General features: G+C 45.7%; 26 protein-coding genes and 3 tRNA genes. 24 read left to right on the top strand and 5 right to left on the bottom strand.

Translation table 11 applies throughout. The features are described 5' to 3' along the window. Positions 1-80: 80 nt before the first annotated feature. The 14 genes from EL84_RS27125 (at position 81) to EL84_RS27070 (ending at position 12188) form a co-directional block, all read left to right on the top strand. Positions 81-1028 (top strand): ABC transporter ATP-binding protein, encoded by a 948-nt coding sequence (locus EL84_RS27125; protein ID WP_076250788.1) that lies wholly within the window; start codon positions 81-83, stop codon positions 1026-1028. After that, positions 991-2100: an efflux RND transporter periplasmic adaptor subunit gene (locus EL84_RS27120; protein ID WP_047843733.1), complete on the top strand. Its 1110-nt coding sequence runs from the start codon at positions 991-993 to the stop codon at positions 2098-2100. The genes EL84_RS27125 and EL84_RS27120 overlap by 38 nt, the downstream gene beginning before the upstream one ends. Next, positions 2100-5021 (top strand): ABC transporter permease, encoded by a 2922-nt coding sequence (locus EL84_RS27115; protein ID WP_047843732.1) that lies wholly within the window; start codon positions 2100-2102, stop codon positions 5019-5021. Before EL84_RS27120 ends, EL84_RS27115 begins: the two co-directional genes overlap by 1 nt. A 2-nt stretch (positions 5022-5023) precedes the next feature. Beyond that, positions 5024-5887 (top strand): ABC transporter ATP-binding protein, encoded by an 864-nt coding sequence (locus EL84_RS27110; protein ID WP_036614799.1) that lies wholly within the window; start codon positions 5024-5026, stop codon positions 5885-5887. Positions 5888-5907: 20 nt separating this feature from the next. Further along, the gene (locus EL84_RS27105; protein ID WP_047843731.1) at positions 5908-7359 is read left to right on the top strand and encodes an ABC transporter substrate-binding protein; all 1452 of its coding nucleotides are present in this window, start codon (positions 5908-5910) and stop codon (positions 7357-7359) included. 106 nt (positions 7360-7465) lie between these two features. Next, on the top strand, positions 7466-7657 hold the full coding sequence (locus EL84_RS32170; RefSeq protein ID WP_047843730.1) for a hypothetical protein: 192 nt from the start codon (positions 7466-7468) through the stop codon (positions 7655-7657). 71 nt (positions 7658-7728) lie between these two features. Further along, positions 7729-7802: transfer RNA gene (locus EL84_RS27095), tRNA-Met, on the top strand. A 56-nt stretch (positions 7803-7858) separates the two neighbouring features. Further along, a tRNA-Ile gene (locus tag EL84_RS27090) sits at positions 7859-7932 on the top strand. Positions 7933-8113: 181 nt separating this feature from the next. Further along, the gene (locus EL84_RS27085; RefSeq protein ID WP_036614795.1) at positions 8114-8536 is read left to right on the top strand and encodes a hypothetical protein; all 423 of its coding nucleotides are present in this window, start codon (positions 8114-8116) and stop codon (positions 8534-8536) included. 236 nt (positions 8537-8772) lie between these two features. Next, complete coding sequence (locus tag EL84_RS27080) at positions 8773-10329, top strand: hypothetical protein (protein WP_047843729.1); 1557 nt, start codon at positions 8773-8775, stop codon at positions 10327-10329. A gap of 138 nt (positions 10330-10467) precedes the next feature. Beyond that, a complete protein-coding gene (locus tag EL84_RS32080) occupies positions 10468-10635 on the top strand; it encodes a hypothetical protein (RefSeq protein ID WP_155985131.1) in 168 nt (55 codons plus the stop codon). 159 nt (positions 10636-10794) lie between these two features. Further along, entirely contained in the window at positions 10795-11469 is a 675-nt protein-coding gene (locus EL84_RS27075) for a hypothetical protein (protein WP_047843728.1), read from the top strand. Between the two features lie 116 nt (positions 11470-11585). Then, positions 11586-11699 carry a YjcZ family sporulation protein gene (locus EL84_RS31530; protein WP_082219140.1) on the top strand — a complete coding sequence of 38 codons (114 nt, stop codon included), beginning with the start codon at positions 11586-11588 and terminating at the stop codon, positions 11697-11699. Positions 11700-11858: 159 nt separating this feature from the next. Continuing rightward, positions 11859-12188, top strand: coding sequence for a DUF1904 family protein (locus tag EL84_RS27070; protein WP_017687348.1), 330 nt, complete (start codon positions 11859-11861; stop codon positions 12186-12188). Between the two features lie 41 nt (positions 12189-12229). Here EL84_RS27070 and EL84_RS27065 read toward each other — a convergent pair whose 3' ends face one another. Together EL84_RS27065 and EL84_RS33180 are read right to left on the bottom strand one after the other, a co-directional pair. Beyond that, entirely contained in the window at positions 12230-13453 is a 1224-nt protein-coding gene (locus EL84_RS27065; protein ID WP_047843727.1) for an MFS transporter, read from the bottom strand. Between the two features lie 140 nt (positions 13454-13593). Then, a complete protein-coding gene (locus EL84_RS33180; protein ID WP_053061624.1) occupies positions 13594-13782 on the bottom strand; it encodes a DUF6199 family natural product biosynthesis protein in 189 nt (62 codons plus the stop codon). Positions 13783-14095: 313 nt separating this feature from the next. On the opposite strand from EL84_RS33180, the gene EL84_RS27055 reads away from it, so the two are divergent. Both EL84_RS27055 and EL84_RS27050 read left to right on the top strand, forming a co-directional pair. Then, positions 14096-15244 carry a sensor histidine kinase gene (locus tag EL84_RS27055; protein ID WP_053061623.1) on the top strand — a complete coding sequence of 383 codons (1149 nt, stop codon included), beginning with the start codon at positions 14096-14098 and terminating at the stop codon, positions 15242-15244. A 109-nt stretch (positions 15245-15353) separates the two neighbouring features. Continuing rightward, positions 15354-15836: a NucA/NucB deoxyribonuclease domain-containing protein gene (locus EL84_RS27050; RefSeq protein ID WP_047843725.1), complete on the top strand. Its 483-nt coding sequence runs from the start codon at positions 15354-15356 to the stop codon at positions 15834-15836. 195 nt (positions 15837-16031) lie between these two features. Here EL84_RS27050 and EL84_RS27045 read toward each other — a convergent pair whose 3' ends face one another. Continuing rightward, the gene (locus tag EL84_RS27045) at positions 16032-16256 is read right to left on the bottom strand and encodes a hypothetical protein (RefSeq protein ID WP_017687353.1); all 225 of its coding nucleotides are present in this window, start codon (positions 16254-16256) and stop codon (positions 16032-16034) included. 206 nt (positions 16257-16462) lie between these two features. Between EL84_RS27045 and EL84_RS27040 the strand changes: the two genes are divergently transcribed. The 3 genes from EL84_RS27040 (at position 16463) to EL84_RS27030 (ending at position 20624) form a co-directional block, all read left to right on the top strand. Then, entirely contained in the window at positions 16463-16912 is a 450-nt protein-coding gene (locus tag EL84_RS27040) for a general stress protein (RefSeq protein ID WP_047843724.1), read from the top strand. Between the two features lie 424 nt (positions 16913-17336). Further along, positions 17337-17422, top strand: a tRNA-Leu gene (locus EL84_RS27035). 280 nt (positions 17423-17702) lie between these two features. After that, positions 17703-20624, top strand: coding sequence for an insulinase family protein (locus tag EL84_RS27030; RefSeq protein WP_047843723.1), 2922 nt, complete (start codon positions 17703-17705; stop codon positions 20622-20624). 150 nt (positions 20625-20774) lie between these two features. Here the strand turns inward: EL84_RS27030 and EL84_RS27025 are convergent, their stop codons facing one another. Beyond that, positions 20775-21482 carry a helix-turn-helix domain-containing protein gene (locus EL84_RS27025; RefSeq protein ID WP_017687366.1) on the bottom strand — a complete coding sequence of 236 codons (708 nt, stop codon included), beginning with the start codon at positions 21480-21482 and terminating at the stop codon, positions 20775-20777. Between the two features lie 250 nt (positions 21483-21732). On the opposite strand from EL84_RS27025, the gene EL84_RS27020 reads away from it, so the two are divergent. The 5 genes from EL84_RS27020 to EL84_RS32780 all read left to right on the top strand — a co-directional run bounded on the left by EL84_RS27020 (position 21733) and on the right by EL84_RS32780 (position 25564). Next, on the top strand, positions 21733-22953 hold the full coding sequence (locus tag EL84_RS27020; RefSeq protein WP_047844431.1) for a MalY/PatB family protein: 1221 nt from the start codon (positions 21733-21735) through the stop codon (positions 22951-22953). 240 nt (positions 22954-23193) lie between these two features. Next, the gene (gene ung / locus EL84_RS27015) at positions 23194-23862 is read left to right on the top strand and encodes a uracil-DNA glycosylase (protein ID WP_047843722.1); all 669 of its coding nucleotides are present in this window, start codon (positions 23194-23196) and stop codon (positions 23860-23862) included. Between the two features lie 19 nt (positions 23863-23881). Further along, positions 23882-24301: a hypothetical protein gene (locus EL84_RS27010; RefSeq protein ID WP_017687369.1), complete on the top strand. Its 420-nt coding sequence runs from the start codon at positions 23882-23884 to the stop codon at positions 24299-24301. Positions 24302-24730: 429 nt separating this feature from the next. Continuing rightward, a complete protein-coding gene (locus tag EL84_RS27005) occupies positions 24731-25315 on the top strand; it encodes a TIGR00730 family Rossman fold protein (RefSeq protein WP_047843721.1) in 585 nt (194 codons plus the stop codon). Between the two features lie 120 nt (positions 25316-25435). Next, positions 25436-25564, top strand: coding sequence for a hypothetical protein (locus tag EL84_RS32780; RefSeq protein WP_255319930.1), 129 nt, complete (start codon positions 25436-25438; stop codon positions 25562-25564). A 218-nt stretch (positions 25565-25782) separates the two neighbouring features. Here the strand turns inward: EL84_RS32780 and EL84_RS27000 are convergent, their stop codons facing one another. Then, entirely contained in the window at positions 25783-26049 is a 267-nt protein-coding gene (locus EL84_RS27000; RefSeq protein WP_036614763.1) for a hypothetical protein, read from the bottom strand. Between the last annotated feature and the right edge of the window lie 4 nt (positions 26050-26053).

Here is a 26053-nt window from a genome sequence, read left to right as displayed (position 1 = left end):
GTCGTTTATAATTCAGTGTAGGATGGAACAGATTTCTAATTTTAGGTTTTTTGAAGAAATGAACGGGATTTCAAGAAAGGATGAGCGTGATTGCTGGCATGAAGAATTTATTTCTCAGAAAAAGACCTGCCAAGAGCCAGTCAGGCGATGAACATCAACAGGGGGAAACACCGTTGGAGGCATCGACGGAGTCGGGGGAAAATACATACAACAATGAACACGATTACCCGACGAGTAAACCTCCGTTACCTGAAAGTGAAATCGCTTCAGATGAAGTGGCTGCAGCTGCTGTCACTACCGTTGATGAACCCCAGAAGAAGATCAAACCAAAGAAGGATATGCTGCCTCCATATGATGGACCTGTACTGGAGGTGCGTAACGTGCATCGCAGTTTCCAGACAGGCAGTCGCATTATCCATGTGCTCAAAGGCATTGATATGGAAGTGAATCCGCAACAACTGGTCATGCTGAAGGGGCGATCGGGTTCAGGCAAAACAACACTACTGAATATGCTCGGTGGACTGGATCAGCCTTCAAGTGGAGACATTCTGTTCTCTGGTCAGCCTCTTCAGGATTGGGGAGACCGGCGGCGGACCGCTTTGCGGCGCAAAGAGATCGGTTTTATTTTCCAGGCGTATGCCCTTATGCCCTTATTATCTGCTTGGGAAAATGTAGAACTGTCGCTGCGCATGGCGGACGTTCCGCGAGCGGAGTGGAAGGACAGGGTTGGTCACTGTCTGGATCTGGTTGGATTATCCAAACGGGTGAAGCATCGACCTTTCGAGATGTCTGGGGGAGAGCAACAGCGGGTGGCTATAGCCAAGGCGATTGCCCATAGACCCAGATTGTTGCTTGCGGATGAGCCTACAGCGGAACTGGATTCCAAGATGGGCGCTCAGGTCATGGCCGTATTTCGCAATATTATTGAAGTAGAACAAGTAACAATATGTATGACTACACACGATCCTACAATTTTGGAGGTTGCGGACCATGTTTATGAAATGGCGGACGGCAGATTTATCAAGTAAAGGGGCCGCTCCGAAGAGGGGGAAACGCGCAGCGATTATTGTACTCGGTGCGATAATGGTTGCAACGATGTCCGGCTGCTCATTGCTGCCGTCAGAAACAGAGGAAGAAGTGCTTCCGCCTATCACACCACCAACGATCTCCAAGAAACCGGAATATGAAGTCCGGACGGAAACGTTGGAGAAAAAAGTAAGTGGTAGTGGCAAGATGATGAGTCAGCGGGAAGAGAAAGTGTACTTCACGCTTGATGGCATGCATATCAAAGAGTTAAATGTTAAACCAGGGGATAAAGTGAAAAAGGGTCAACTTCTTGCTGTCCTTGATGTGGAGAGTGTAGAGAAGGAGATCCGTGGCAAGAAACTGGCTATTCGCAAATCAGAAGTTCAAATGAAGGAAACACTCCGCAAGAAGGATGAGATGGACCCGGTAGAGTTCGAAGAATCAACGATTGCGTTTGAAGAACTACGCCAGGAACTCGCTGATCTGGAGGAACAACTGGGCAAAGCCACGTTGACAGCTCCGTTTGGCGGTACCGTTATTGCTGTGCAGGTAGAGAAGGGTGCAGCCGTGAAAGCGTATGATCCGATTGCTACGATTGCGGATACATCCAATCTGGTTGTAGCAGCTACCTTTGCCAAGGAAGATCTGGAGAAGTTCTCCGCTGGTATGAAGGCGGAAGTAGATATTAATGGAGCTGGTAAAGTCGCTGGCAAAATTAAAGTTATGCCTATCGCGGAAGCATCGGGAAGCGGCAGTGGCGAAGGGACGGGGGAAGGCGGTACGCCTCCAACCAAGGAAACGCTGGATAAGTATGTTATCGTTACACTTGCAAAAATGCCAAAAGGCGTCGAACGTGGCACACCACTATCGGTCTCGATTGTAACGCAGCGTACCGAGAATGCAATTGTGATTCCTGTATCCGCTTTACGCTCCATCGGTTCAAGAACGTATGTACAAGTGGTGGAGAGTGATGGCAGCAAGCGTGAAGTGGACGTTGAAGTTGGACAGCAGACATCGACAGATGTCGAGATTCTGAAAGGTCTGACCGTAGGCCAGAAAGTAGTGGGACGCTAATGGGGCTGCCATTGCTTCGGCTGCTGTTCCGCAAAATGTGGAACACGCGCTGGATGACCTTCAGCACACTGATTGGATTGATTGTGGCGGTAGCGTTCACCGTCAGTATTCCAATGTATGCCGATGGTGCGTTGAAACGGGTCGTCGCGCAAACGCTGCAGGATAACAGTGAAGGGTTGCCAGCCGGTTCGTTGCTGATGAGTTATCAGGCACCCGGTGGCGTGAAGACAGACACTCGGGGTCTGGACGAAGTAGATCGTTATATTCGTGAGGATGTTCCGCGCGACATCGGGTTTCCTTTTCATACGTATGTGAATTCAAGATCCATTCGCAGCACAGAGGTGAGCCCGGAAGATCCAACCAAAGTGGATGCCAGCAGGGCGCGCAGTATGAGTCTGGGTACGATGAGTGGGCTGGATGCACAGGTGAATTACTCTGCCGGGGTGAAACCTGGAAACCAGGTCAAAGATGACACGATCGAGGCAGTCATGTTGGAAGAGGGTATGTACCGTAACGACCTGCATATCGGTGACATTCTGGAATATCCGGTATATAGCGGTCTTGATATCACGTTACGTGTGAAGATTACGGGTTCCTTCAAGGCAGATGATCCGAACAGCCCTTACTGGGTACAAGGATTTGACGGCATGATGAATGGACTTTATGTGGATGAATCGGTTTTTAATGATGTTTTACTGAAGGAAAAAGGGATTCCACTTCAAAATTCACGTTGGTATTATGCCTTTGATCTGAAAGAAATTCAAACCAGCCAGTTATCAGGTTTGACTTCCATGCTGGAAAGGCTGGATATCGATCTGTACCAGCGGCTGAAAGATACAAAAGTGGACATCACCTTTGGTGATCTGCTCAAGCAGTTCCGCAGTCAGAGTCTGCAACTGCAGACGATGTTGTTTACCTTGGCAGCACCGATGATTGCGATGGTCTTTTATTTTATTGCGATGAACGCCAGACAGTCATTACAGAAGCAAGAGAGTGATATTGCGGTATTGCGTAGCCGTGGAGCTTCAGCTCGGCAGATCTTCTCTCTTTACCTGCTTGAAGGCATATTTCTGGGCGCTATTGCGTTGATTATTGGGCCGTTGCTTGGTTGGTTTATGGCCAAGAGTATCGGTTCTGCAAGTGGCTTTCTCTCGTTCGTAGATCGGAAGTCTATTCCGATCGGTGTATCAAAAGAAGCTATTCTCCTAGGCGTAGCAGCGGTCCTTGTTGCGATCATCGCATCACTTATCCCTGCGATAACCTATGCACGGGCAACCATTGTATCTGCCAAGCGGCGGCAAGCACGGACAGACCGTGCTCCAGTATGGCAACGCTGGTTCCTTGACGTTGTGTTGCTGGGTCTGGCTGGATATGGATACTACCTGTTCTATGAACGTCAGATGTTGACCTTCCAGACCGGAATGACAACCGATCAGTTGCAGGTACAGCCGTTTCTGTTTTTTGTACCCGCACTCGCGATCTTTGCGCTTGGATTATTCTTCCTGCGCTTGTTCCCGTGGATATTAAAGCTTATTCAGCTGATCGGTCGCAAGTTTCTCCCGGTCCCGTTGTATCTGACATTAACACAGTTATCGCGTTCATCTTCTTCATATTATCCACTGATGATCCTCCTTGTACTGACACTGGGACTTGGGGTGTACAACTCGGCTGCGGCTCGGACGATTGATCTGAATTCCACTGAGCGTACCTTGTACCGTTATGGTTCTGATGTGATTATGCAGACTGTGTGGGAAGGGACACCTGAAGTTAAACCTGGTGGTTCCGGACAAAATGGCGGTACGGGTGGAGGTCAACAAGGTGGTGGCAATGGAGGAGGAGGTTCTGCTGGTGGTGGTTCCGGAGGAGGCAACGGCGGTGGAGGTGCTCCAGGTGGTGGTGGCGGTTCTTCGCAGCCATCCAAAGTCATCTACTCCGAACCTCCATTCGAAGTGTTCCGCAGATTAGACGGGGTTGAACATGCAGCACGCGTGCTGCAGACCAAAGGCAATATTATCGTCTCTGGTAAATCGGGCGGACAGGGGATGCTGGTCGGAATTGATAATGTGGACTTTGCTCAAGTGGCATGGTTCCGCAACGATCTGTTCCCGGCACATCCCTACAAGTACCTTGACTTGCTTGGTAAATATGAAGGGGCTGTATTGATCTCTTCCAAATTTGCTGACAAGTTCAAACTCAAAACTGGAGACCTCGTCTCCATGGGTGTACAGGGACAGGCGATTGAATTCGTAGTCTTCGGAATCATTCCTTACTGGCCAGCCCAGTATCCGGATCAGATGCCATTTTTCGTGGCGAATCTGGATTATATCTATGATCAGGTGCCTTTGATTCCTTATGAGGTGTGGCTGAAAATGGAACCGGATGCCAAAGTGGCTCCACTAATGGAGAAACTCGCAGCAGAAGGCATTGAGTTATCATCTGTGCGTGACGTCCGTACCGAATTGGTATCTCAGGGGAAACATCCATCAAGAGGTGGTGTATTCGGAATTCTGAGCCTTGGGTTCCTGGTATCAGTTATTATCTCATTGATCGGATACGTGCTGTACTGGTTCTTCAACCTGTCTGGACGTGTTGTACAGTTTGGGGTATTGCGGGCCATGGGCTTATCCCGTGCACAACTGAGCGGCATGCTGTTGCTGGAACAGGTGTTCACAGCGGGGCTGTCGATCCTGCTAGGTATTGGGATTGGTCAGGTATCCAGTCGTTTATTCCTGCCATTCCTGCAAACGACGGATAATGTATCTGCTCAGGTACCTCCGTTCCGGATTGTGTTTGAACAGCAGGATATGTTGCAACTGTATGGGGTCACCGTGGTGATGCTGGTCATTGGTGCAACGATGTTGCTCTGGCAGATTCGCAGATTGCGGGTTCACCAGGCAGTCAAAATGGGAGAGGAGAGGTAAACGTGATCCAATGCGAAGGACTTGTCAAAATTTTTAAATCCAGCGATGTGGAAGTCGTTGCCCTTCAGGGTCTCAACCTGACTGTCAATCAAGGTGAAATGATGGCGATCATCGGTAACAGCGGTAGCGGTAAATCCACGCTGCTGAACATTCTGGGCGGACTTGATCGCCCTACGGCTGGTACGGCTGTTGTGGGAGACTGGGATTTGCTCAAGATGACAGATGCTCAATTGGTCGAATACAAACGTCATACGGTAGGTTTTATTTGGCAAAATAACGGTCGTAACTTGCTGCCTTATCTCACTGCACTGGAAAATGTGGAGACTCCCATGATTCTGGGAGGCAAGCGTGATCGTGCTTACGCGAAACAGTTGCTCGAATGGGTAGGCCTTAAGGATCGGATGCATAACAAATTGCATCAATTGTCAGGAGGAGAGCAACAACGGGTAGCGATTGCGATCTCATTATCCAATCGTCCCAAAATTCTGCTTGCAGATGAACCTACCGGTTCGGTCGATTCCGAGACATGTGATACAATCATGGGCATTTTTCGAAGAATGAACAAGGAACTTGGCGTTACGATTGTCATCGTTACCCATGACTTGACGCTTGCTGGCAAGGTGGACCGGATCGTTGCGATTCGGGACGGCTTGACCAGTACCGAGTTTGTGAAGCGCAACCCGAATCTGGATGATGAGCATAACTTGTCCGAGGCGGGTATGCCAGACATCCATGAAGCATTTGTCATTATAGACCGTGCAGGACGACTTCAGGTGCCAAAAGAGTATCTGGAGGCCTTATCCATTGATAACCGGGCGACATTGGAATTTGACGGTGAACGTATTGTCATTACACCGCCAAGATAATTAAGAGGGGGAACTGGGAAATGAAGAATAGTATGTGGGGAAAACGTGTGCTGGCTGTCATCGCTACTGCGACGCTAGCACTGCCGCTGATTGCCGGCTGTACGGCAAGTGAGGCGAAGGATACGGAGCAGCGTGTATTACGTGTGGCTACGTTGTGGGGGGGACAGGATGACAGTTACTTCCGTCAGCAATTCACCGATGCTTTTGAATTGACACATCCCAATGTAACCATCGAAATTGTAGCTGCTGTTGATCAGAGCAGTATGTATGGGTATGGCAACACGGAAGAACAGCCGGAAGTTCCAGATACAATGGAAAGTCTGAAGAAGATTATGACTGGGGATAACCCGGTTGACGTTATCGTGGCCGATACCGCCACAGTGAAATCATTAATTCAGGAGAATCTGGTGAAACAGCTGGACCCACTGATGCAGGAAGATAAGTTTGATACCAGTGATATCGTGCCTAGTGTACTGGAGGGAATTAAGGACCTTGGGGATCAGAGCATTTATGCATTGACACCAACGTTCTCCTCCTCGGCTTTGTTCTATAACAAGGGTATGTTTGAAAAAGCAGGCGTGGAACCGCCAACGGACAACATGACATGGGACGATATTTTCAATCTGGGTACCCGTCTAACGAAAGGTGAAGGTAAAGATCATGTATTTGGTTTCTCCTTCACGACATATCAGGGAGGTTCTCCGTACTACTCCATGCAACAGTACTACAGCTCGTTGCAGCTGAAGACGTTTGATGACAAAGCAGAGAAGATGACCGTAGATTCTCCTCAATGGGAGAAAGTGTGGAGTACCATCAGCAAACTTGCGATTGACAAAGTTATTCCTAAAGGCGACGAACCGCAGGATCAGAATCCGAATGGACGTTATGATCCAGTACAGGGTGACCTATTCCTGAGTGGCAAGTCAGCCATGGTTATTGGTGATTACAGCTATATTAATCAATTAATTGATGCCAATAAAAATGCGGATAAAATGAAAGACTTTACGAAAGTGGATTGGGATGTGGTAACACCTCCAGTTCACCCGGAAGCTCCTGAAATTGGAGGTAGCATCTACCTGAGCAACCTCATGGCGATTAATAGTGCGGCTCAGAACCCGGATGATGCGTGGGAACTGATCAAGTACATGAACAGTGAGGACTGGGCTAAGATCAAAGCACGTAGCAGCTATGAGATGGTATCACGTAAGAGCTTCATTAAGCCCAAAGATGGCCTGGATTATAACATTCAAGCATTCTATGCGCTGAAGCCAATTCCGCCAACAAATACCAATCTGGATAAAATGTATCAAAAATCCCCAGGCTTATGGCAAGTGAATGAAAAAGGTATGGAATATTTCAACCAAGTACTAGAGAACAAAAAGACACCAAAAGAAGCGCTTGGTGAGTGGGCAGCTAAAGGAAACGAGATGCTGGAGAAATTGAAAAAGGATCCTAAAGCTACGTTTCAATGAGATTTGATGAAGTAGTCATATCATAAGTTTAGGATAGCCGCTGAAGATTTTAATCTTTGGCGGCTATTTTTATGAAAATGGGGTATTCTACAAAAAGCAGGAATAAATGACGACTCCGGAAAGGACGAGCGGTATGCACTGGGTATATTTCAGCAAGTTGTATGCAACCAAATTTCAGGCAGGATGTCTGGCCAAACGTATGGAGCAGGATGGGTGGATTTACGGTCATAATGAACCAGCGGAAGTGGAAGTTTATCGATCACGTAAAGGACGTTACGGTGTACGTTTTATTCCCTGACATTACCCCTTGACTTATTGGGATAGAATGGTGTATATTAATTAAGTCGCTGTTTTAATATTTATTACTGACGCGGGGTGGAGCAGCCCGGTAGCTCGTCGGGCTCATAACCCGAAGGCCGCAGGTTCAAATCCTGCCCCCGCAATTTAGTTTCACTTGGATGATTCACAGCCATCATCTGCACGTTATACATTATGTCTAGGGCCCTTAGCTCAGTTGGTTAGAGCGGTCGGCTCATAACCGATTGGTCACAGGTTCGAGTCCTGTAGGGCCCATACTCTTAAAACCCTTGCCTAGCAAGGGTTTTTTTCTGTCTGCATGTAAGCTCTGAAGTAAAAGGTATCTTGTAATGGTGTCTTTCTAGTATGCCCTTTTTTTCGAATCACGATGTATGTCCATGCCATATCTCAAATCTCGCATATACTACCTTATCCCAACCCATAGGAGGTAGATTTCATGAGTCAATTTCTTGATGCAAGAACATCTCAGAATGCGAGTTTGGCTAACTCTATTGCAATACCAATCCTGGTTATTAATACACCACAATTATTCGGCCAGATTGGTCTGCAAACAGCAGGAGCAGGGGCAAACCCACGGGTACAATTCAAAGGAACGGTGTCTGTGCAACTTCCTTTGGCACTCGTTGGTGTAACCATTACAATTGTTAGGGGGACTTTGGCTACGGACCCTGTGATCTATTCCGCAACGTCTACGTTTAGCTTGAGTGTCCTTGCACCTCAGATTATTACGTTCTCTGCAGATGACTTCAACCCGCCTATCACACCTCAATTGACGTACACTGCATTTATCAGTTCCAACTTGCTCGGTACGATCCGTGTAGGCCCTGAGAACTTTGATGGAGCTGTATATTCCGACTAATGTTGAGCGTCCTTGCCTAAGTAAACTAGATCAATAGTCTTCTTAATTGAAAGGCCTCAAGGACCTGCCCTCAAAAGCAGGTTTTTTTCCTGTTGAAGGGGAAAACTGAACTTCATCGAGTAGGTAGGGTTCTATGATATAATGCATTACAGAGATTGAATGGTATTGGGCATAGAATAATACGTTAACATCTGAGAAACGTATGAAATTAGTGATAGAAAGCAGGTTTCCGTTTAATGACGTCAAATGAAAGTCAACGTTTTCGTTACAGTGAAGCTCCGGTATGGGATTGGCAGAGAGCTTATTATGAACAGAAGGGGCTACAAGCTTGGACAGAGAACCAAGTCCCTCAATATATTACGAGTAATCCGATGATTGCCACGGCGTATGCAGAGATGATCTTTGGCTTTCTTCAGGACCTTTCGAACAAAGGAAAGATCAACGAGACCGTAACCATTCTTGAACTTGGAGCGGGTGTAGGGCGTTTGGCACATCAAGTTCTCCTGAAATTGCTTGAGTTAAAGGAATTTGCTGGAATACCTTTACCGCCTTTCAGATATGTGATGACGGATCTCGTAGCGGAGAATGTGCTAGGTTGGCAGGAGCATCCATCCATGCAATCCTTTATTCAACAAGGTATAGTGGATTTTGCGCGTTTTGACGCTGTAGCGGATACGGAATTGAATTTGGTCGTTGCAGGCACGGTTATTCAGCCCGGTGATCTGAAACAACCGTTGTTGTTGATTGCTAATTACTTTTTTGACAGCATTCCACAGGAATTAATCTACATTGGGGATGGCGAGATCTATGAGTGTGATCTGCTTGTACAGTCTCCGGATCGTCGTCTTGATCTTGAGCCCGCTGAGATGCTGAAGAACATGACACTGAGTTATGAGTATCGCCGAGCGCCGGAATACAGTGCGGATAACTATCCATATCAGGAGCTTATTACATTGTACAAAGAGGAACTGGAGGATTCGCACATTCTTTTCCCTGCAATCGGGTTGTCCTGTCTCGAACGGTTGAACAAGCTGTCACAGTCAGGTTATGTGTTGATTACCGCTGATAAAGGGGATCATCGCCTGGATAACTGGAAGTTCGCAGAGCCACCAGAATTTGTTCTTCACGGGAGTTTTTCTCTAACGGCTAACTACCATGCGATTCAATTTGTTCTTGAACAACAGGGCGCTCATACTCGATTCACGACACATCATTATAAAGATCTGAATGTTGGGTGCATGTTGATGGTTGAAGAACCCATTAGTTATGTGAACACACGTCTGGCTTACCATCGATTTGTTGAACGTTTTGGACCGGATGACTTTTTCAGCATGAAACAATGGGTAGACTCTCGAATAGAGAGTATGGAGTTAAAGCATATTTTGCCGTTTTGGCGTCTGGGTGGATATGATGCGGAGTTCTTGATTCACAGTGCTACTCACATTTCCAGTCTTCTTCCTGATGCAAGTGATGAGGAGATGCTCGATATTCAGTCTGGTATTCATACGATGTGGTCGTCCTACTATGTGATGGAGCAGCAAGGAGGTCTCGCATTTCTGGCAGGGCAGCTATTATATGAGATGTATATGTATGAGGATGCAAAACGGTTTCTGGAGATATCATTGGTTGCAGATCCGAGTAACCATAATCCAGCTGTCTTGTACGATTTGGCTGTGTGCTGTTACGAACTTGAACTGGAAGAAGAAACCCTGTCATATACGCATAAAGTATTGGCTCTGGAACCTGATCATGAAGAAGCAGCAGCGTTGCTCCAGAGTTTCGAGTTGATCTGAACGGAACAATTTTAGTTTGTCTCCTATATGTCTAGAAATAGTGATGGTTGTATATAAAATTGAAACCTAATTGGGTTGTAATCGTATTAATGGGATATTCAACCAATTATTTCTATAGTACATAAAGGAGACAGCGCTATGAAGAAAATGTTATCCGTTGCATTATATCCACTTGCTTGGGTGCTGGGGGCACTGAGTATCTTATCTGGAAATGAAAACAGTGTCCTATTGGTGAAGGATATCGCTACAGATCGAAGCTATGATGGGCAGGCCATCTATGATAGTATTGAACGTAGAAATGCCTAACTACATATCATTCAACTGTTTCACCGAGCAATAACATGAGAAACAATTACTCATGAAGTGATGTACGATGAGCAGGAGTTCTGTCCGTACAACCTTTAAGCCGGTTTCGTACCTTATTCAGGTATGAACCGGCTTTTATTATTGAATGGGGGATGCCAGATGAAGATTATCATTGGACAACCGAGGCTGGAACAGCATTTGCTGCAGCTTGAAGCCGAACTCAAGCAACATCCTGATGCAGATGTAGTATTCTTTCCTGAAGGTTATCTGAACCAGAATGTCGAAGACGCTTGCCGCCTGTCGGCTGAATATGGAACCATGATTGTATCAGGTCATCGCAGGTTGGACGAACGCCCGAAGGACCGATCGATCATCATCAGTACGGCTGGAGAGATTGTATTGGAGAAAGCTAAATATACACCTGCTGAAACGGTTGAGGAACAGGGTTGGGTAATAAGCACTTTGTTGTGTGATGAGCTGGTCCTGCAAGGATTTCGCAATGAGAATATAGGGGATGTGGACATTGTGATGCATTCCATTGGTGTGGGCATGTTCAGTGAAGAGCAGTACAGTGAGTGGTTCGAAGAGGCTCGGCAGATCGCCTTGAAGCATCAATGTATTGTCATGGGGACTAGCCATGCGGATGGTTCGTACCGTGATAGCGAGATCTCCATTCCAATCGCCTATTGCATAACACCTGATGGAGAGGTTGTTCTGGCATCCGAAAGTGATACACGTACTCGTACAATCTTTCTGGACAGAGGAAATACAGACCCTTCACCTCAGGAGTCAAAAGAAAAACAACTGAAAATTTCCATAGCCCCATCCGGTTAAATTAACGGGTATGAATCCCAGATGAATGGGCTGTTGAACTTGCCGATTCGCCCGGTCACTTGCACGGAATACGCATATGTTATGGCATACCTTGAAATTCAAAGGAGGCCAATCAAATGAGTCAAGTTGGATACGGTTGTTGTAATGCTGGTGGCGGATGGACTTCTACAAGTGCAATTCTCGTGCTGTTCATCCTGCTCGTGATCATCACAAAATCTTTCTGGCTGTAAGTCACGTATAGAAACGTGCAAACAGTGGCTCCGCTGAGACTTCAGCGGGGCTTTTCCTGTTTATAAGAAGCAACATATGTCATCCATGACATTTGACAACTGAAAACAATGTGCTTAAAATCACATAAGAGACTATTAACAGAGATTGAAGGGATAGCAATGCCGTTTATTCGCTTTAAAGGATTCACAGGTCCTCAACTAGAGGAAGTTGTACCCCAAATTACAGAGCAGATGGCCCTAATTACTCATATTCCAAGGGAGAGAATGAAGGCAGAGCGTCATGATGTACAAGCGCTAACACCTTCTCCGGCTTCTATAGAGATTCTGATGTTTCAACGTGACCAGGAGATTCATAATCGGATTGCATCGTCGGTGCAAGCTATTTTGGAAGAAGCATACATGCCCGATGTGCATATTTTCTTCAATATATTGTCACCTACTTTGTATTATAAAAAAGGCAGGCCGCTGACCGATTATCGATTGGATTGAGATTGTGAGGGACGAGCATAATGTTGCTCGTCTCTTTTGATTTACATATTTTTCGTATGTTTAGCAATGGGATGGTTTCTGTGAACTCTGCTCAACGATAATGAGCATATCGCAGATACAATAAACAAGGCTCCGCCGATAAGGTATACCCATCGAACGCCCAGTTGATCGGCGACTAGACCAAAGATAACTATGGATACACTCATAACCGTGGATATCAGGACGCCATGGGTGGCGTATACCTTGGTTAGGGATTCTACAGGTACACTGTTCTGAAGCGCTGTCTGCTGAGCCACATCACGAATCTGATTAACTGGACCCATGAGTATGCATAACACCAGAGCGAGCCACGGCAGGTTGTTTAGACCATAAACGACGGTCAGCAGGCTGAAGAGAAGAGAACCTATGGTCATACTTGCGATTAGATGCTTCTGAATACGTTTGGCCAGTGCAAGAGCCAGAATACCTCCAAGCATGGTTCCAGCAGCGTAACTCGAGTTCATGAGTCCCCACCAACCTTCTCCTCGTCCCAGAGCTTCTTTTGCAAAGGCCAGCGTAACAGCTCCGATCCAGATGGAACCCGCAAGTGCCTGAGCAATGTCCATAAGCGTAATCAGTCGTAATGATGGATTGTTCCAAAGTATAATCCAACCTTCCCTCAATACATTCCGCGATACAGCAGATTTCTGAGGTTGTTCTACATTCCGTGTGAGCGAGCCCATGGCAATCATGAAGATCAGAACGGCCCAGGACAGGCTTGTAGCTGCCCAGAAGGTCTGTGACGCCCCCCAGTTCATCACGGCGAATCCCGTCATGGCGTAACCGACAATGGTTACAGTCTGATTGGAGAAAGATAGCAGGCTATTTGCTTTTATAAGGTCTTCACCTTGAACCAATCGTGGCGTTAAAGTCTTCAGTAAGGGAGTTTCCCATCCGTCCAAGAAGGATAGTAGGACCACTCCGAGCAATAGAAGCGGCAGTTGTGAAGTCAAGTGATTCAACGAAATGGCTATACAGGTCATGATTAATGTTTTGGCTATGGAAATGCTGATCAATAGTCTGGAGAATGGGAAACGGTTCACAAGTAATGGCAAAGTGAGATCTGCTATCTTGCGTGCAATGATCTGAATAAGTGGAAACATTGCAGCAGAGAGTACCGATCCAGTGAGACCGTATATATACGTAGTAATGACCATGATATATATGACATTAATAAGCGAGAGCAGCGTCTTGGCGGCCCAGTACGGATAAAATGCGATGTTCATGCCAATGATGTCCTTTCCGAAACGATATATCTATATTACGGGCATTGTCATCATTGCACCACAAACAAAGTTATCATTTTCCCGTCATTTCATCACAAAAAAACTGCCCAACAGGGCAGTCATTTTCTAATGCCTATAGTTCATGCCATAGCAAGTGTGAAGGCGATAAGCAACATCAGCAGGCTGGTCGTTCTGACCATAGTCATATAAGGCCTGCTGGGTTCGGCTTCACCCTGGGAAATCCAGCCATAGCGCAGATACCAGCCGAATTTTGGGAAACAGAGATTGATGATACAGAGTACCATGAATATAAAAAAGAGGGTTCTCATACCCATCTTCCTTTCTCACTTACATAACGGATCGTATTTTAACGTTTGCGTCTGGTAAAAAAGACTACAATCAAAATAATAATGATGATAATTAACAGAAATTTCATGTATGTTCCTCCTGGTGAGTAGTTAGGTTATTGTGGAATGTTAGTTATCAACTATTACCCATAAACCACATGACTTGAATAACTATGTTACAATTAAAATATATTGATTTAATATCAACACATTCCGACTGGTTAGTTTTCTCTCCTTATAATGTACGATTGCAGAATATATAAACATTAATGTGTGTGAGATGAAGGAGGAAGGCATGAGCCAACATAATCAACTCTCATTACAATGGGAATTTATCATCTCGAAAGTGAAATCCTCCGTGACGGTGGTCGATGCTACTTTGCCTGAGCTTCCGCTCATGTATGTAAACGAACACTTTACCCAACTGACAGGATACACGTATGAAGAGTCTGTCGGACACAATTGCCGATTTTTGCAAGGGCAGGATACAGATCCCGAAACGGTAATGCAGATTCGTGATGCAATAAAGAAACAACAGTCCATTAAGATTGATATCTTAAATTATACAAAAAGTGGTCAGAAGTTCTGGAACGAATTGAATATCGATCCGATCTTTAATGAATCCGGAGAGTGTTTATATTTTGTAGGCATTCAATACGATATTTCAGAACGGAAGTATGCTGAACAGCAGTTGAAGTTTGCAACTTCCATGGCTGAGATGAACAGCAGAGGGCAATTGGAATTCATCGGCAAGCTGAATCACGAGCTTCGTACCCCGCTTAACGGCATTATGGGCATGATCGAACTTGCCAGTATGGGTGAAACTACGGATGAGCAGAAAGAATATCTGGAGCTTGCACGTCAATCAGGTGAGGCGCTGCTGAACATCATTAACAACAGCCTGGATATGGCGAAACTGGGCAGAGGCAAAATGGATGTTGAAAACATTGAATTTCAGCCGTTGAAGCTGATCCAACAGATTGTGAAGACACATGAGCCTGCGGCACGGAATAAACAAATTCGTTTGCTCTGTCATGCTGATCTGAATGTTCCTGATGTGCTTATCGGTGATCCGCTAAGACTTCGGCAGGTACTGGATAATTTGCTGAGTAATGCAATTAAGTTCACGGAACAAGGTGAAGTGCAGTTACAGGTGGATGTGAGGCAACAACTGATGGATACCGTTGTATTGGTATTCTCTGTGCGTGATACGGGAATTGGCATTCCTCAGCATCAGATCGAACAATTGTTTGATGCATTTACCCAGACCGACATCTCCCATGCGCGCCGATTTGGCGGAAGCGGTCTTGGTCTGACCATCTGCAAAGAACTGCTGGAACTGATGAATGGTCAGATTTCGGTGGAGAGTACAGAGGGGAAAGGTACACAGTTTGAGGTGACACTGCCCTTGCTGCGCCAACAGGCCATTCCCAATGTAGGATAATCAATCAAGCAGAACAGCCGGGCGGTCTCGGCTGTTTTTTTATTGTATTGGATTGTTTTACGAACGGGCGTTCTGTTATAATGCAAGTGTTGAATGGGGGAGACACAGCATGAGTAAGAGACGCACAAGAAGAAAACGTAAAGGTAAGCAAGGTTTCAAAAAGCAGGTTCTGACGCTGGTAGCAATGCTGCTGGTAGCCCTCTATGCCTGGGCTGGGGGCGAATGGCCCGAGGAGATACCTAATCCATTCGGTGGGACTAATAAGAGTGTAGACCATACCATTACGTTCCCTTCAGAGCGTTATCCCGAAACAGCCAAACATATTAAAGCTGCTATCAAGGCAGGGCATTCGGATGTATGCACCATTAATCGTAATGGAGCGGAAGGCAATCGGGATCTATCACTTAAGGGTGTTCCGGTCAAAAAAGGTAAGGATCGTGACGAGTGGCCCATGGCGATGTGTGCTGAGGGAGGAACAGGTGCAGATATCCAGTACATTACCCCGAAGGATAATCGTGGTGCAGGTTCATGGGTAGGGAATCAGTTAAGTACATATCCGGATGGAACACGAGTGAAGTTTGTAGTGAAGTAACAACAGGATATGGTTGGGCAGAAATAAGGATTGTAAGGCCTTTGTTGTGAGATCAGTGGCAGCGTGGTACAGGATAAGTAGAAGAGAAAAACCAGACGTGCATGCGTCTGGTTTTTTTGGTGTAAAGTGCTGGCATAAATAGATCTAGTTAACGTATCTATACGGGAACTGGAGTTTCTAGGATTACAGAGCCGACTAAACGAGTTGCATTCCGCTCAAATGATGAGACCGGATGCTTAACAGACGCGTAACATGTTCCACCTCATCAAACGGTATCCACAGACTGCCGTGGACCGTACGTAAGGAAAGAATGGATGTATCAGCGGTACGCTCGGGAAATCCGGTTACCGTCTGACCGCTTGTATTACGAACCATGATCTGTTGCTTGCGCCGGATGGCAATTTCTACCTCTTTTTTCATAAGTCATTGCTCCTGATTATGAGATGTTAAATCCATATGTCAATTTTTTCAATGGTTAATTTGTCTTCTTTATCTAGTCTATCAGAACTAGGTATAGATTTCCAGAAGAGAAATCAACAATCTTCTAGGTGATTTGTCTTAGCTGTGGATGATCCGTTTTTGAATGGGAATTACGGGTTATATTAGGGTAAAAGGAGGGGAACGGAATGACACAATTGATTATTGGGCTGGCCCGTACCGAGAACGAGGCTATAATTATGCTGAATAAGGTCAAAGAGGAAGGCATCAAGGATAAATATTTGGGAGCGGTGGCGAAGGAGCAGCTTAATCTGGAGCTGGTGAGCGAAAAGACGGGGCTGCCCAAACCTTTGAAGGGTGCCGGAACAGATGGTGCCTTTGGCGCTCTGAAAGGCATACTGGCTGGTCTGGGGAAGCGAATGGATCAGACGATGTCGATCGGAAATGCAGTGCGTAGACTCGCTGGTAATGAGATTGGGAGTGAGACCGATGATTTGGTGCTTACACTGACTGAAGCGGGGATCTCGGAGGAGGATGCGCGGTATTACGAAGATTGGCTGTTAAAGGACCATATCTTGGTTATCGTGGAGTGCAGTGAGGAAGAAGCGGCTCGTGTTCGACCTATTTTACTTTTTTAGTTTAATTTAAGGCTGATTTTAGGTTTCTTTAATGTTGGGGAGGTATTCTTATCTCACACCTCCCTTAATATAGATTGGTTTACCGGAAGTCCGGGACCGCAACTCGGACTTTCTAGGCACTGTGAGCTGATGCTTGCAGTGCCTGTTTCATTTATATAAGTTGAACTAAAGATTATTTACACTGGCACTTCGATGACAGAATAACCTCTAATCGCTGTTATCCCCAGATTTTTTCGATTCCCTTTTCTCAAGGGAAAATCCGGTGATAAAGGCGAACGCTTCGCTTTTTCAGTTTTTTCTGTCCTCTCCGTTATCGTGTAAATCATTAGTTAAACTTATATAGTTAGATTATTTTATAAAAAGTGTTGCAAAGTTAATTAGTTCATGGTAAGATATTTCTTGTCGCCAAGAAATACATAATCCTGCCGGGGTGGCGGAATTGGCAGACGCACAGGACTTAAAATCCTGCGGTAGGTGACTACCGTACCGGTTCGATCCCGGTCCTCGGCATCTTAAAAAGAAAGATCGTATGACGCTTGTTAACCAAGCTGCATTCGATCTTTTTTTGTGTTCTTTAATATGAATGTTACTTCATTGCAGACCACATCACCATGCAGCTCATAAACATAAACCCTGCATAATACATATCAGAAGGGACATTTACCTGACTTTTATGAAGAGAGAGAACAATGGTGTATACTATCCGTAGGCATATATTACCTTTACCTTGCTGAACTTATGTAGAGTCACAAAACCAATAAACAATCTTATGGACGGAGGACTCAAGTTTATGTTGAAACAGCTTAAGCCATACAAGGTGTTACAGGAGCGCAGAATCGAAGAACTGAAATCGGATGCGTATCTGTTGGAACACCAGAAATCCGGGGCCAAAATTGTACTTTTGTCCAATCAGGACGACAACAAAGTATTCAGTATCGGTTTCCGCACACCTCCGGAAGATGATACAGGGGTAGCCCATATCCTCGAACACTCCGTGCTCTGTGGGTCCAAGAAATTTCCGGCCAAGGATTCTTTTGTTGAGTTGCTGAAAGGTTCATTGAATACATTCCTTAACGCCATGACGTATCCCGATAAGACGATCTATCCGATCGCGAGTCGTAATGATCATGACTTCCATAACCTGATGGATATTTACCTGGATGCAGTATTGAATACAAATATTTATGAGAATGAAAAGATATTTCTACAAGAGGGCTGGAACTACAACCTGACCTCTGCTGACGATGAGTTAACCTACAACGGAGTTGTATATAACGAGATGAAAGGTGCCTTTTCTTCACCGGAACGAATGGTGCGCAGAGAAGTGCTGAACTCCCTTTTCCCGGATACCACATACTCCTCCGAGTCTGGCGGATTCCCGGAAGCTATTCTGGATCTAACGTATCAGGGGCTGCTGGATTTCCACACGAGATACTACCATCCTTCCAACAGTTACATCTATCTCTACGGGGATATGGATATGGAAGAGAAGCTGCAATGGCTGGATGAGAACTATCTGAGTGCATATGATCGAATCGAGATTGATTCGGCCATTCCACTTCAACCTGCCTTTGCAGAACGGGTAGACACGGTTAAGACTTACTCTGCGGGAAGTACGGAATCGGAAGTGGATAACAGCTTCTTGACCTACAATGCAGTGATCGGCACAAGTCTGGACAAGGAACTGAACATTTCCTTCCAAATTTTGTTATACGCCCTTCTGAACGCTCCGGGAGCGGTATTGAAACAGGCTTTGTTGGATAAAGGAATTGCGAAGGATGTCTACGGTTCGTATGATGATAGTCTATATCAGCCTGTGTTCACGGTGGGACTGAAGAAGAGCAATCTGGCGAGCAAAGAGGATTTCCTGGGAACGGTTAAAGAAGTGCTTGAGCGTGTGGTAAAAGAAGGTTTTGATCCTAAAGCGCTGCTTGCTGGAATTAACTCGTATGAGTTCAATCATAGAGAAGCGGACTATGGCAGAATGCCGAAAGGCCTGAACTACGGATTCTCTTCCCTGCAAAGCTGGTTGTACGATGAAGAAGCACCTTTCACTCATTTGGAAGCCAATGACGTATTTGCTGAACTGCGGACAAAAATGAACGAAGGTTACTTCGAGCAACTGATTGAGAAATATATTTTGCAAAACACACATACTTCTTTTGTAGCCCTGACACCGGACAAAGGGTTGAGTTCACGCAAAGAAGAAGCGTTGAAAGAACGTCTGAAAACTATTCAGGCCGGTCTTAGTGAGGAAGAAGTTCAGACGTTGATTCAGAAAACGGAAGCACTTGCCGAGTATCAGAATACACCTTCAACCAAAGAGCAGCAGCAGGTCATTCCGACGTTATCGATTGAAGATATTGAACCAAAGGCCTCTACGTTGCATCAAACGGTGAACCAGGTTGACGGCACAACCATTATCCATCATAACCTCTACACCAACGGAATTGGCTATCTGAGACTGCTGTTTGATATCAAAGAAGTGCCACGTCATCTCCTGCCGTATGCAGGATTGCTGAAAAATGTACTGGGTTACGTGGATACTCAACACTACTCGTTCAATGAACTGTCCAATGAAATCCATATCCATTCGGGTGGTATTCATAGCGGGATAGGATCTTATGCTAACGCGCATAAGCACAATGAATTCATGGCTACCTATGAGTTCAACGCAAAAGTGTTGTATGACAAGCTTGGATTTGCCTTTGATATGATCAAAGAAATCGTGTTCACGTCCCAATTCGATAATTCGAAGCGGTTATATGAGATCATCTCTCAGATGAAAGGTAATCTGCAACGTAATCTGATCAATAGCGGACACTCTACGGGAATTGGTCGGTCTTCGTCCAAACATTCAGCGGTTGCGGATTTCAGAGAAGCTGTGAGTGGCATTGCCTTTTACCAGTGGCTTGAGGATCTTCAAGCGAACTTTGAGGCGAGAAAAGAAGAGTTATCTTCCAGCCTGCAAGAGTTGACGGGGTATATTTTCAGACCAGAGAACTTGCTTGTCAGTTATACTGCCGATGAGCAGGGATATGAAGGACTGGAGCAACAGGTATCCGATCTGAAAGCGAAGCTGTTTACACATGAAGTTGCCAAGGAAGAATTTACATTCACACCGGCTATTCATAAGGAAGGATTCCGTTCTCCTTCGGAGGTGCAGTACGTGGTGCAAACGGGCAATTATATCGACAAAGGATATCAATACACCGGTTCACTACGGGTCTTGCAGGGAATCCTGTCTCTGGATTACTTGTGGACCAATATCCGCGCCAAAGGTGGAGCTTATGGCTGTATGTCAGGCTTCAGACGGAACGGAGACAGCTACGTTGCATCGTATCGTGATCCAAATCTCGATAAAACGTACAAAGTATATGAAGAGATACCGATGTATTTGAACGATTTCCGGGCAGACGAGCGGGAGATGACGCGTTATATCATTGGTGCGATTCAGGATCTTGATACGCCGAGAACACCTTATGGCGAAGGAGCATTCTCGCTGGAGTGTTATCTGTCGAATGTGACTGAAGCGGATCTGCAACAGGAACGTGACGAAGTGTTAAGCACGAAGGAAAGCGACATTATCGGTTTTGCTGAGCTTTTATCGGCCATACTTGAACAGCAACAGCGCTGCGTGATCGGTAATGAGAACAAGATTGAGGAACAGAAACAAATGTTTGACGAGACACTGGATTTAATTAAAAACTAAGCGTTAGTCTCGTTTATTCCACGATCCAATAAGCGTCAAAGCGAAAGGCACTTTTATGAGCAGCTGGTTTCAACAGCTTATAGAAGTGCCTTTTCTAATGGGGAAGGACTGTCTCCATCCCATATGAGAATGTGTGACACACTGCGTTGTTCAGGTGACGGCGAGCATGTTGTATATTTTCAGGGTCCGCAGATCTTCCTTTGAGATTTTTAATTCATTATATAACTCCTGATTCTCAGGCAGCGGGGTTCTGGAGAATAACATTTTGAGCGCGATAGGCATGAAAGGTCTGAACGAAACACCAGCCATCAGTCCCCATTTTTTCTCCGATTCCTGAAAAGACGCCAAAATATTAATATATAGATTCTCCAGCGGCGTGGCCTGATTTTTCAAAATCAGCGTGGTGAGTGTATCATAATGCTCAGTGTGGCCCCAATACATATTCTCGCACTCCTGGTAGTTCTCAAAATCCTTCACATTCATATACATCACGGTGCGATAACGGTTGGCATCCGATTGAGCCATCATGTCAATGACACAACGAATGAGACTGTTGTTACGCCCGTCATAGAAGTAAGAATAGAAACGTGTGGAGTTCTTGAAAAAGCTGGACGGGACCGCATTCATCAGGGGAGATGCATGCCTTGGTTCTTGGTACAAGAGTTGCTCCACCTGGATGTTGAGTGCATTAGCAATATGATGTAACGTGACCAGATCAAGTGTAATATCTCCGCTCTCATATTTGGACAGGGTTCCTTTGCTTTTGAAGATCTGATCCGCAAGCTGTTGAATGGTCAGTCCCCGCCACTTCCGAAAGTTTCGTATTTTCTTGCCAACTTCCTGATTGATATTGTTCATAACCGGTTCTCCTTATGCAATGTTTCTTGAGAGTACGTGAAAATGATGAAAGTCATTCATAAAAATGATGTTATATGAGAAATATATCACTTTTTCACGGAAATACCTATTTTGGAGAAACAATAAACTTCATTTGTTTCGTCAGAATAGATTGTATTGCATTTGATGCAATTCCTGCGTCATGAAATAATAGGTGTAATACGACATGAAACGACAATTGAAAAGTAAAGCAGATAGAGGAGCAGAAGCTATGAAATATAACTTTGATGAGATTATAGACCGCACAGGAACAAATGCCATGAATACGGATGGTTTCCGACAATATATTTTTAACGCCACAGAGGACATGACTTTTCCATTCAAAGATGAAGAATTCATTCGCATGTGGATTGCAGATATGGAGTTCGCCACACCTCCCGAGATTCTGGATGCGGTTAAGGAGCGTCTGGACCGTAGAATTATGGGTTACTCCCAGGTGTTTGATCCGGCGTATTACGAAGCTGTCTCGAACTGGATGAAAAGATACTATGACTGGTCCTTCCCGAAGGAGCATTTGGAGACCTCGAACGGGATCATTCCCGCTTTGTATGAACTGGTGGAATATATCTGTCAGTCGGATGAGAAAGTACTGATCGTGACCCCGTCTTATGGTTTCTTCAAGTCAGCTGCGGAGCATAACAATCTTGAACTGGTATGTTCGGATATGCTCAATGAGCAGGGACGTTACTCGATTGATTATGAGGATTTTGAAGCCAAGGCGAAGGATGAGAAGGTAAGGGTATGTATTTTCTGCAACCCGCATAATCCATCTGGACGTGTCTGGACAACGGAAGAGTTACAACGTGTGGGTGAGATCTGCCTGCGGAACAACGTATGGGTTATTTCGGATGAAATTCACTGTGATCTGCTGCGGACGGGCAAGAGACATACCCCACTCGCCAAGCTGTTCCCGGATACGGATCGAATCATTACATGTATGTCTCCGAGCAAAACATTCAACATGGCTGGTCTGATGTTCTCCAATGTCATCATTCCAAATAAGGCACTTCGAGACATCTGGCAGGCACGCCACTATGGTTTCAAAAACCCACTGAGCATCGCTGCCACTCAAGCGGCTTACGAAACGGGTGATGAATGGCTGAAACAATTAAAAGGGTATCTAGACGCCAATTTTGCCTGCGTAGAACAGTATGTGAAGCAGCATCTGCCACGGGCTGTTTTTCACATCCCGGAAGCCACGTATCTGGCCTGGATCGATATTTCGGCATATGCTCCCGAGCATGTAAGTCTACCTTTATTCTTCGCGGAGCAAGCGGGTGTGTTGCTGGAAGATGGTCATATGTTTGTAGCCAATGGTGAGGGTTGCATTCGGTTGAATCTGGCTTGTCCCCGTTCTGTCCTTCAGGAAGGGTTACGAAGAATCAGTAGTGTGCTTGTGAAAGAAGTCGAAGAGGTGCCTGTTCAAGTATAAAGTCATCAAGTCACCACGCAATAGCGAGGTGACTTTTTTGTATGAGCATACGAAATGTAGCAAGAATACGATTTTTTTTGAGGTGGACTTATACCTGATGCGCAATTCTGGTCTGCTGTCCCCGGTTATGTTAAAATGGTGGATAGTCTATGAGTTGCATGACATGCGGCTCTCAGAAGGTAGAGCCCAGTAGTTGGGCTGAACGAAACTGCATTCATCAGGGGAAAGGAGCCTATACATATGTTTGGAAACGATTGGGACAAGGTGCTTCAGGAAGAGACGGAAGCCGAATATTTTAACAAGATTCGTTACACTCTCGCCGCTGAGTACAAAACACAGACGGTCTTTCCGCCCAAAGAAGACCTGTTCTCCGCATTGAAGCTGACGCCATATCATCAGGTTAAGGCTGTTATTATTGGTCAGGACCCTTATCACGGAGCGGGTCAGGCTCATGGATTAAGTTTTTCGGTTAGACCGGGGGTACGTGTACCGCCTTCTCTGAAAAATATATATAAGGAACTTCAGGCTGATCTGGACCTGCCCATTCCGAATCATGGATCTCTCGTTCATTGGGCACAGCAGGGAGTCCTGCTATTAAATGCTGTTCTGACGGTTCGTGAAGGTCAGCCGAACTCCCATCAGGCACTGGGCTGGCAGACGTTTACGGATGCTGTCATTCGTGCGCTGAATGAACGTTCAGAGCCGATGGTATATATGCTGTGGGGCAGTCATGCCCAGAAGAAAGGTGCTTTTATTAACAGGGACAAGCACCTGGTACTGGAGTCTACACATCCCAGTCCGCTGGCTGCGCATCGTGGATTCCTCGGCAGTCGTCCCTTTTCCAAAGCCAATGATTTCTTGACCTCCAAAGGTATTGAACCGATCGATTGGAAGATACCTGAAAACTAGACAGATGGAGGTGAGAACATTGCGACATTGGATAGGACGAAAAGTAGCGGTATATCGTGCAACAGGCATACGGGAGCCATTAAAGGGAACGCTGGTCGAGTGGGATGAAGAAGCGGAATGTGTACGGATCGGACCGAAACGGATTAAGGTATCGTTTGACAATATCGCAATGATCAGACCTCTTCCCGAAGAGAGTCTTCCCTTAAAGAAAGCACGTTCTGAAGTGCACAAGGTTGGATATGTGATGAAAAAGGCGATTCAGTTCGAAAATGCGATCTATTTCAAGTCGCAGGTGATGATCTGGCGCCGGGCCAAAATTGTAGCGTTATCCACGACGATTCTGCGTCATGACGAGGATCAGGTTGAACTTGCAGATGGTCGGGTTCTTCGTAAAGACAAGCATATGTTTGTCGTACGTTCACGCCGTGGGATACGTTAGTTATTCGAAGATTTAATATTCATTTCATGCAAAGATCATACGGATTTAATGTTCGGTCTGTATATTAGGTAATAACAACCCCTTCTAAATTGATGTGTATTGAAATGGGAGCCCGACCGGCTGCAAACGGTCGGGTATTTTTTTGTCCATTGGTTCTGTTAACCTGTTGTACGTTGTACATACCCATAACATTCATGTTATATATTATTAAAATAGAAAATTGAACAAAACATTTACACGAGAACGTAGAGGGCAGAAATAACCTGAAGAAGCGGAGCGTTCGCCTTTATCCCAAGATTTTCACCTTTGTAAAATTAAATCAAAAAATCTGGGGATAACAGCGATCGGAAGGTTGTCCTGTCATCGAAGTGGCAAGTGTAAATATTCTTTAGTTCAATCTAAAAAGATCACGAGAAGGAGTGAAATCCATTGAAACGTATAGCTGTTTTTGCAGGCTCCAATCCGGGAAATCACCCCGATTATACAGAGAAGGCTGTTCAACTGGGCAAACAGATTGCTGATAGTGGTTATGCACTGGTCTATGGTGGTTCTTGCATGGGCTTGATGGGTGCAGTAGCCGATGCTGCTCTTGAGCAAGGGGGAGAGGTAATCGGGGTTATGCCTACCGGATTGTTCCGGGGCGAGGTTGTTCATGGAGGGCTCACACAACTGATTGAAGTGGGAACCATGCATGAACGGAAGGCAACGATGGCTGAATTATCCGATGGATTCATTGCACTTCCCGGAGGTATGGGTACATTTGAAGAACTATTTGAGGTACTGTGCTGGGCACAGATCGGTATTCATCGTAAGCCTGTTGGCTTATTAAATGTCAACGGATATTATGGACCGCTGATGAAGATGGTAGAACATAGCGTACAGGAAGGATTCTCCAACACCTCGCATCTCAGTCTATGGAGTTTGGAAGCTGATCCGGCTGAACTGCTCAAACAAATGTCATCCTATATTCCTGCAGAGCTGACTCAGAAGTGGTCGCAACTCAACGGGAAATGAGTGCATAAGAAGACGGGCCTGAACCTACTCGTTCCTCGGGAGAATTTTCGATCTGCCCAAGCAAGTTGCGCTATCGGACATAGTCTATAGTGTACTTCGATGAAGAGGGGAGTGTCACTGATGAGCGAACTCAAAGGTACAGGTTACGGATATTGCGGAGGCTTCGGTGGTGGAGCATGGACATCAACAGGTGCGATTCTGGTATTGTTCATTCTGTTGGTTATTATCTCTCGCACATTCATTCTGTAATTCGGTCAGTATCCCGGGACGGGGATTAAGCTGCAGAGGCAGCGCCCGAGTAAAAAAATGACCTTTCCAAAGAGACGCCGGTATAAGCCGGCGTTTCAGGGGAACGGTTTTTTGACGTTTCCAGCATACGTAAATAATTGAAAAAGCAAAAACCTGCCCCTGAATAAGGTCAGAAGCAGGAGAGAGCCTCCTGAGCCATTAGCTGCGCAACAAGCAGCTTACACCACAACAGCAGTTTGATCCGGATTACTTAACGATTTCCAGGCGATATATAGCCCGATGGCGGCTGCAATTAAGGAGAGTATTGCTGCAACAATAGCCAGCTGATCCAGTGTGTTGGGTGAACTGGAGTTAAGAGAACGCTGATTAGCCGTCTTGCCGGATTTGTTTTTGATATGGACAGATGATCTGGAAAGCCTGGAAGCCGACTGTAACTGGGATGTGTGAGGACGCGTAGGTATCGATTTTTTCTTTGAGGGATTCAATAGT

Origin of the sequence: Paenibacillus sp. VT-400 (assembly GCF_001029205.1) — a bacterium.
In the GTDB taxonomy this organism is placed as follows: Bacteria; Bacillota; Bacilli; order Paenibacillales; family Paenibacillaceae; genus Paenibacillus; species Paenibacillus amylolyticus.
This window is presented reverse-complemented; position numbering and strand designations above follow the sequence as displayed.

Coding starts and splice junctions, on each gene's coding strand:
- EL84_RS27125 (WP_076250788.1), top strand. CDS start 81: ATGAGCGTGATTGCTGGCATGAAGAATTTATTTCTCAGAAAAAGACCT.
- EL84_RS27120 (WP_047843733.1), top strand. CDS start 991: ATGTTTATGAAATGGCGGACGGCAGATTTATCAAGTAAAGGGGCCGCT.
- EL84_RS27115 (WP_047843732.1), top strand. CDS start 2,100: ATGGGGCTGCCATTGCTTCGGCTGCTGTTCCGCAAAATGTGGAACACG.
- EL84_RS27105 (WP_047843731.1), top strand. CDS start 5,908: ATGAAGAATAGTATGTGGGGAAAACGTGTGCTGGCTGTCATCGCTACT.
- EL84_RS32170 (WP_047843730.1), top strand. CDS start 7,466: ATGACGACTCCGGAAAGGACGAGCGGTATGCACTGGGTATATTTCAGC.
- EL84_RS27085 (WP_036614795.1), top strand. CDS start 8,114: ATGAGTCAATTTCTTGATGCAAGAACATCTCAGAATGCGAGTTTGGCT.
- EL84_RS27080 (WP_047843729.1), top strand. CDS start 8,773: ATGACGTCAAATGAAAGTCAACGTTTTCGTTACAGTGAAGCTCCGGTA.
- EL84_RS32080 (WP_155985131.1), top strand. CDS start 10,468: ATGAAGAAAATGTTATCCGTTGCATTATATCCACTTGCTTGGGTGCTG.
- EL84_RS27075 (WP_047843728.1), top strand. CDS start 10,795: ATGAAGATTATCATTGGACAACCGAGGCTGGAACAGCATTTGCTGCAG.
- EL84_RS31530 (WP_082219140.1), top strand. CDS start 11,586: ATGAGTCAAGTTGGATACGGTTGTTGTAATGCTGGTGGCGGATGGACT.
- EL84_RS27070 (WP_017687348.1), top strand. CDS start 11,859: ATGCCGTTTATTCGCTTTAAAGGATTCACAGGTCCTCAACTAGAGGAA.
- EL84_RS27065 (WP_047843727.1), bottom strand. CDS start 13,453: ATGAACATCGCATTTTATCCGTACTGGGCCGCCAAGACGCTGCTCTCG.
- EL84_RS33180 (WP_053061624.1), bottom strand. CDS start 13,782: ATGAGAACCCTCTTTTTTATATTCATGGTACTCTGTATCATCAATCTC.
- EL84_RS27055 (WP_053061623.1), top strand. CDS start 14,096: ATGAGCCAACATAATCAACTCTCATTACAATGGGAATTTATCATCTCG.
- EL84_RS27050 (WP_047843725.1), top strand. CDS start 15,354: ATGAGTAAGAGACGCACAAGAAGAAAACGTAAAGGTAAGCAAGGTTTC.
- EL84_RS27045 (WP_017687353.1), bottom strand. CDS start 16,256: ATGAAAAAAGAGGTAGAAATTGCCATCCGGCGCAAGCAACAGATCATG.
- EL84_RS27040 (WP_047843724.1), top strand. CDS start 16,463: ATGACACAATTGATTATTGGGCTGGCCCGTACCGAGAACGAGGCTATA.
- EL84_RS27030 (WP_047843723.1), top strand. CDS start 17,703: ATGTTGAAACAGCTTAAGCCATACAAGGTGTTACAGGAGCGCAGAATC.
- EL84_RS27025 (WP_017687366.1), bottom strand. CDS start 21,482: ATGAACAATATCAATCAGGAAGTTGGCAAGAAAATACGAAACTTTCGG.
- EL84_RS27020 (WP_047844431.1), top strand. CDS start 21,733: ATGAAATATAACTTTGATGAGATTATAGACCGCACAGGAACAAATGCC.
- ung (WP_047843722.1), top strand. CDS start 23,194: ATGTTTGGAAACGATTGGGACAAGGTGCTTCAGGAAGAGACGGAAGCC.
- EL84_RS32780 (WP_255319930.1), top strand. CDS start 25,436: ATGAGCGAACTCAAAGGTACAGGTTACGGATATTGCGGAGGCTTCGGT.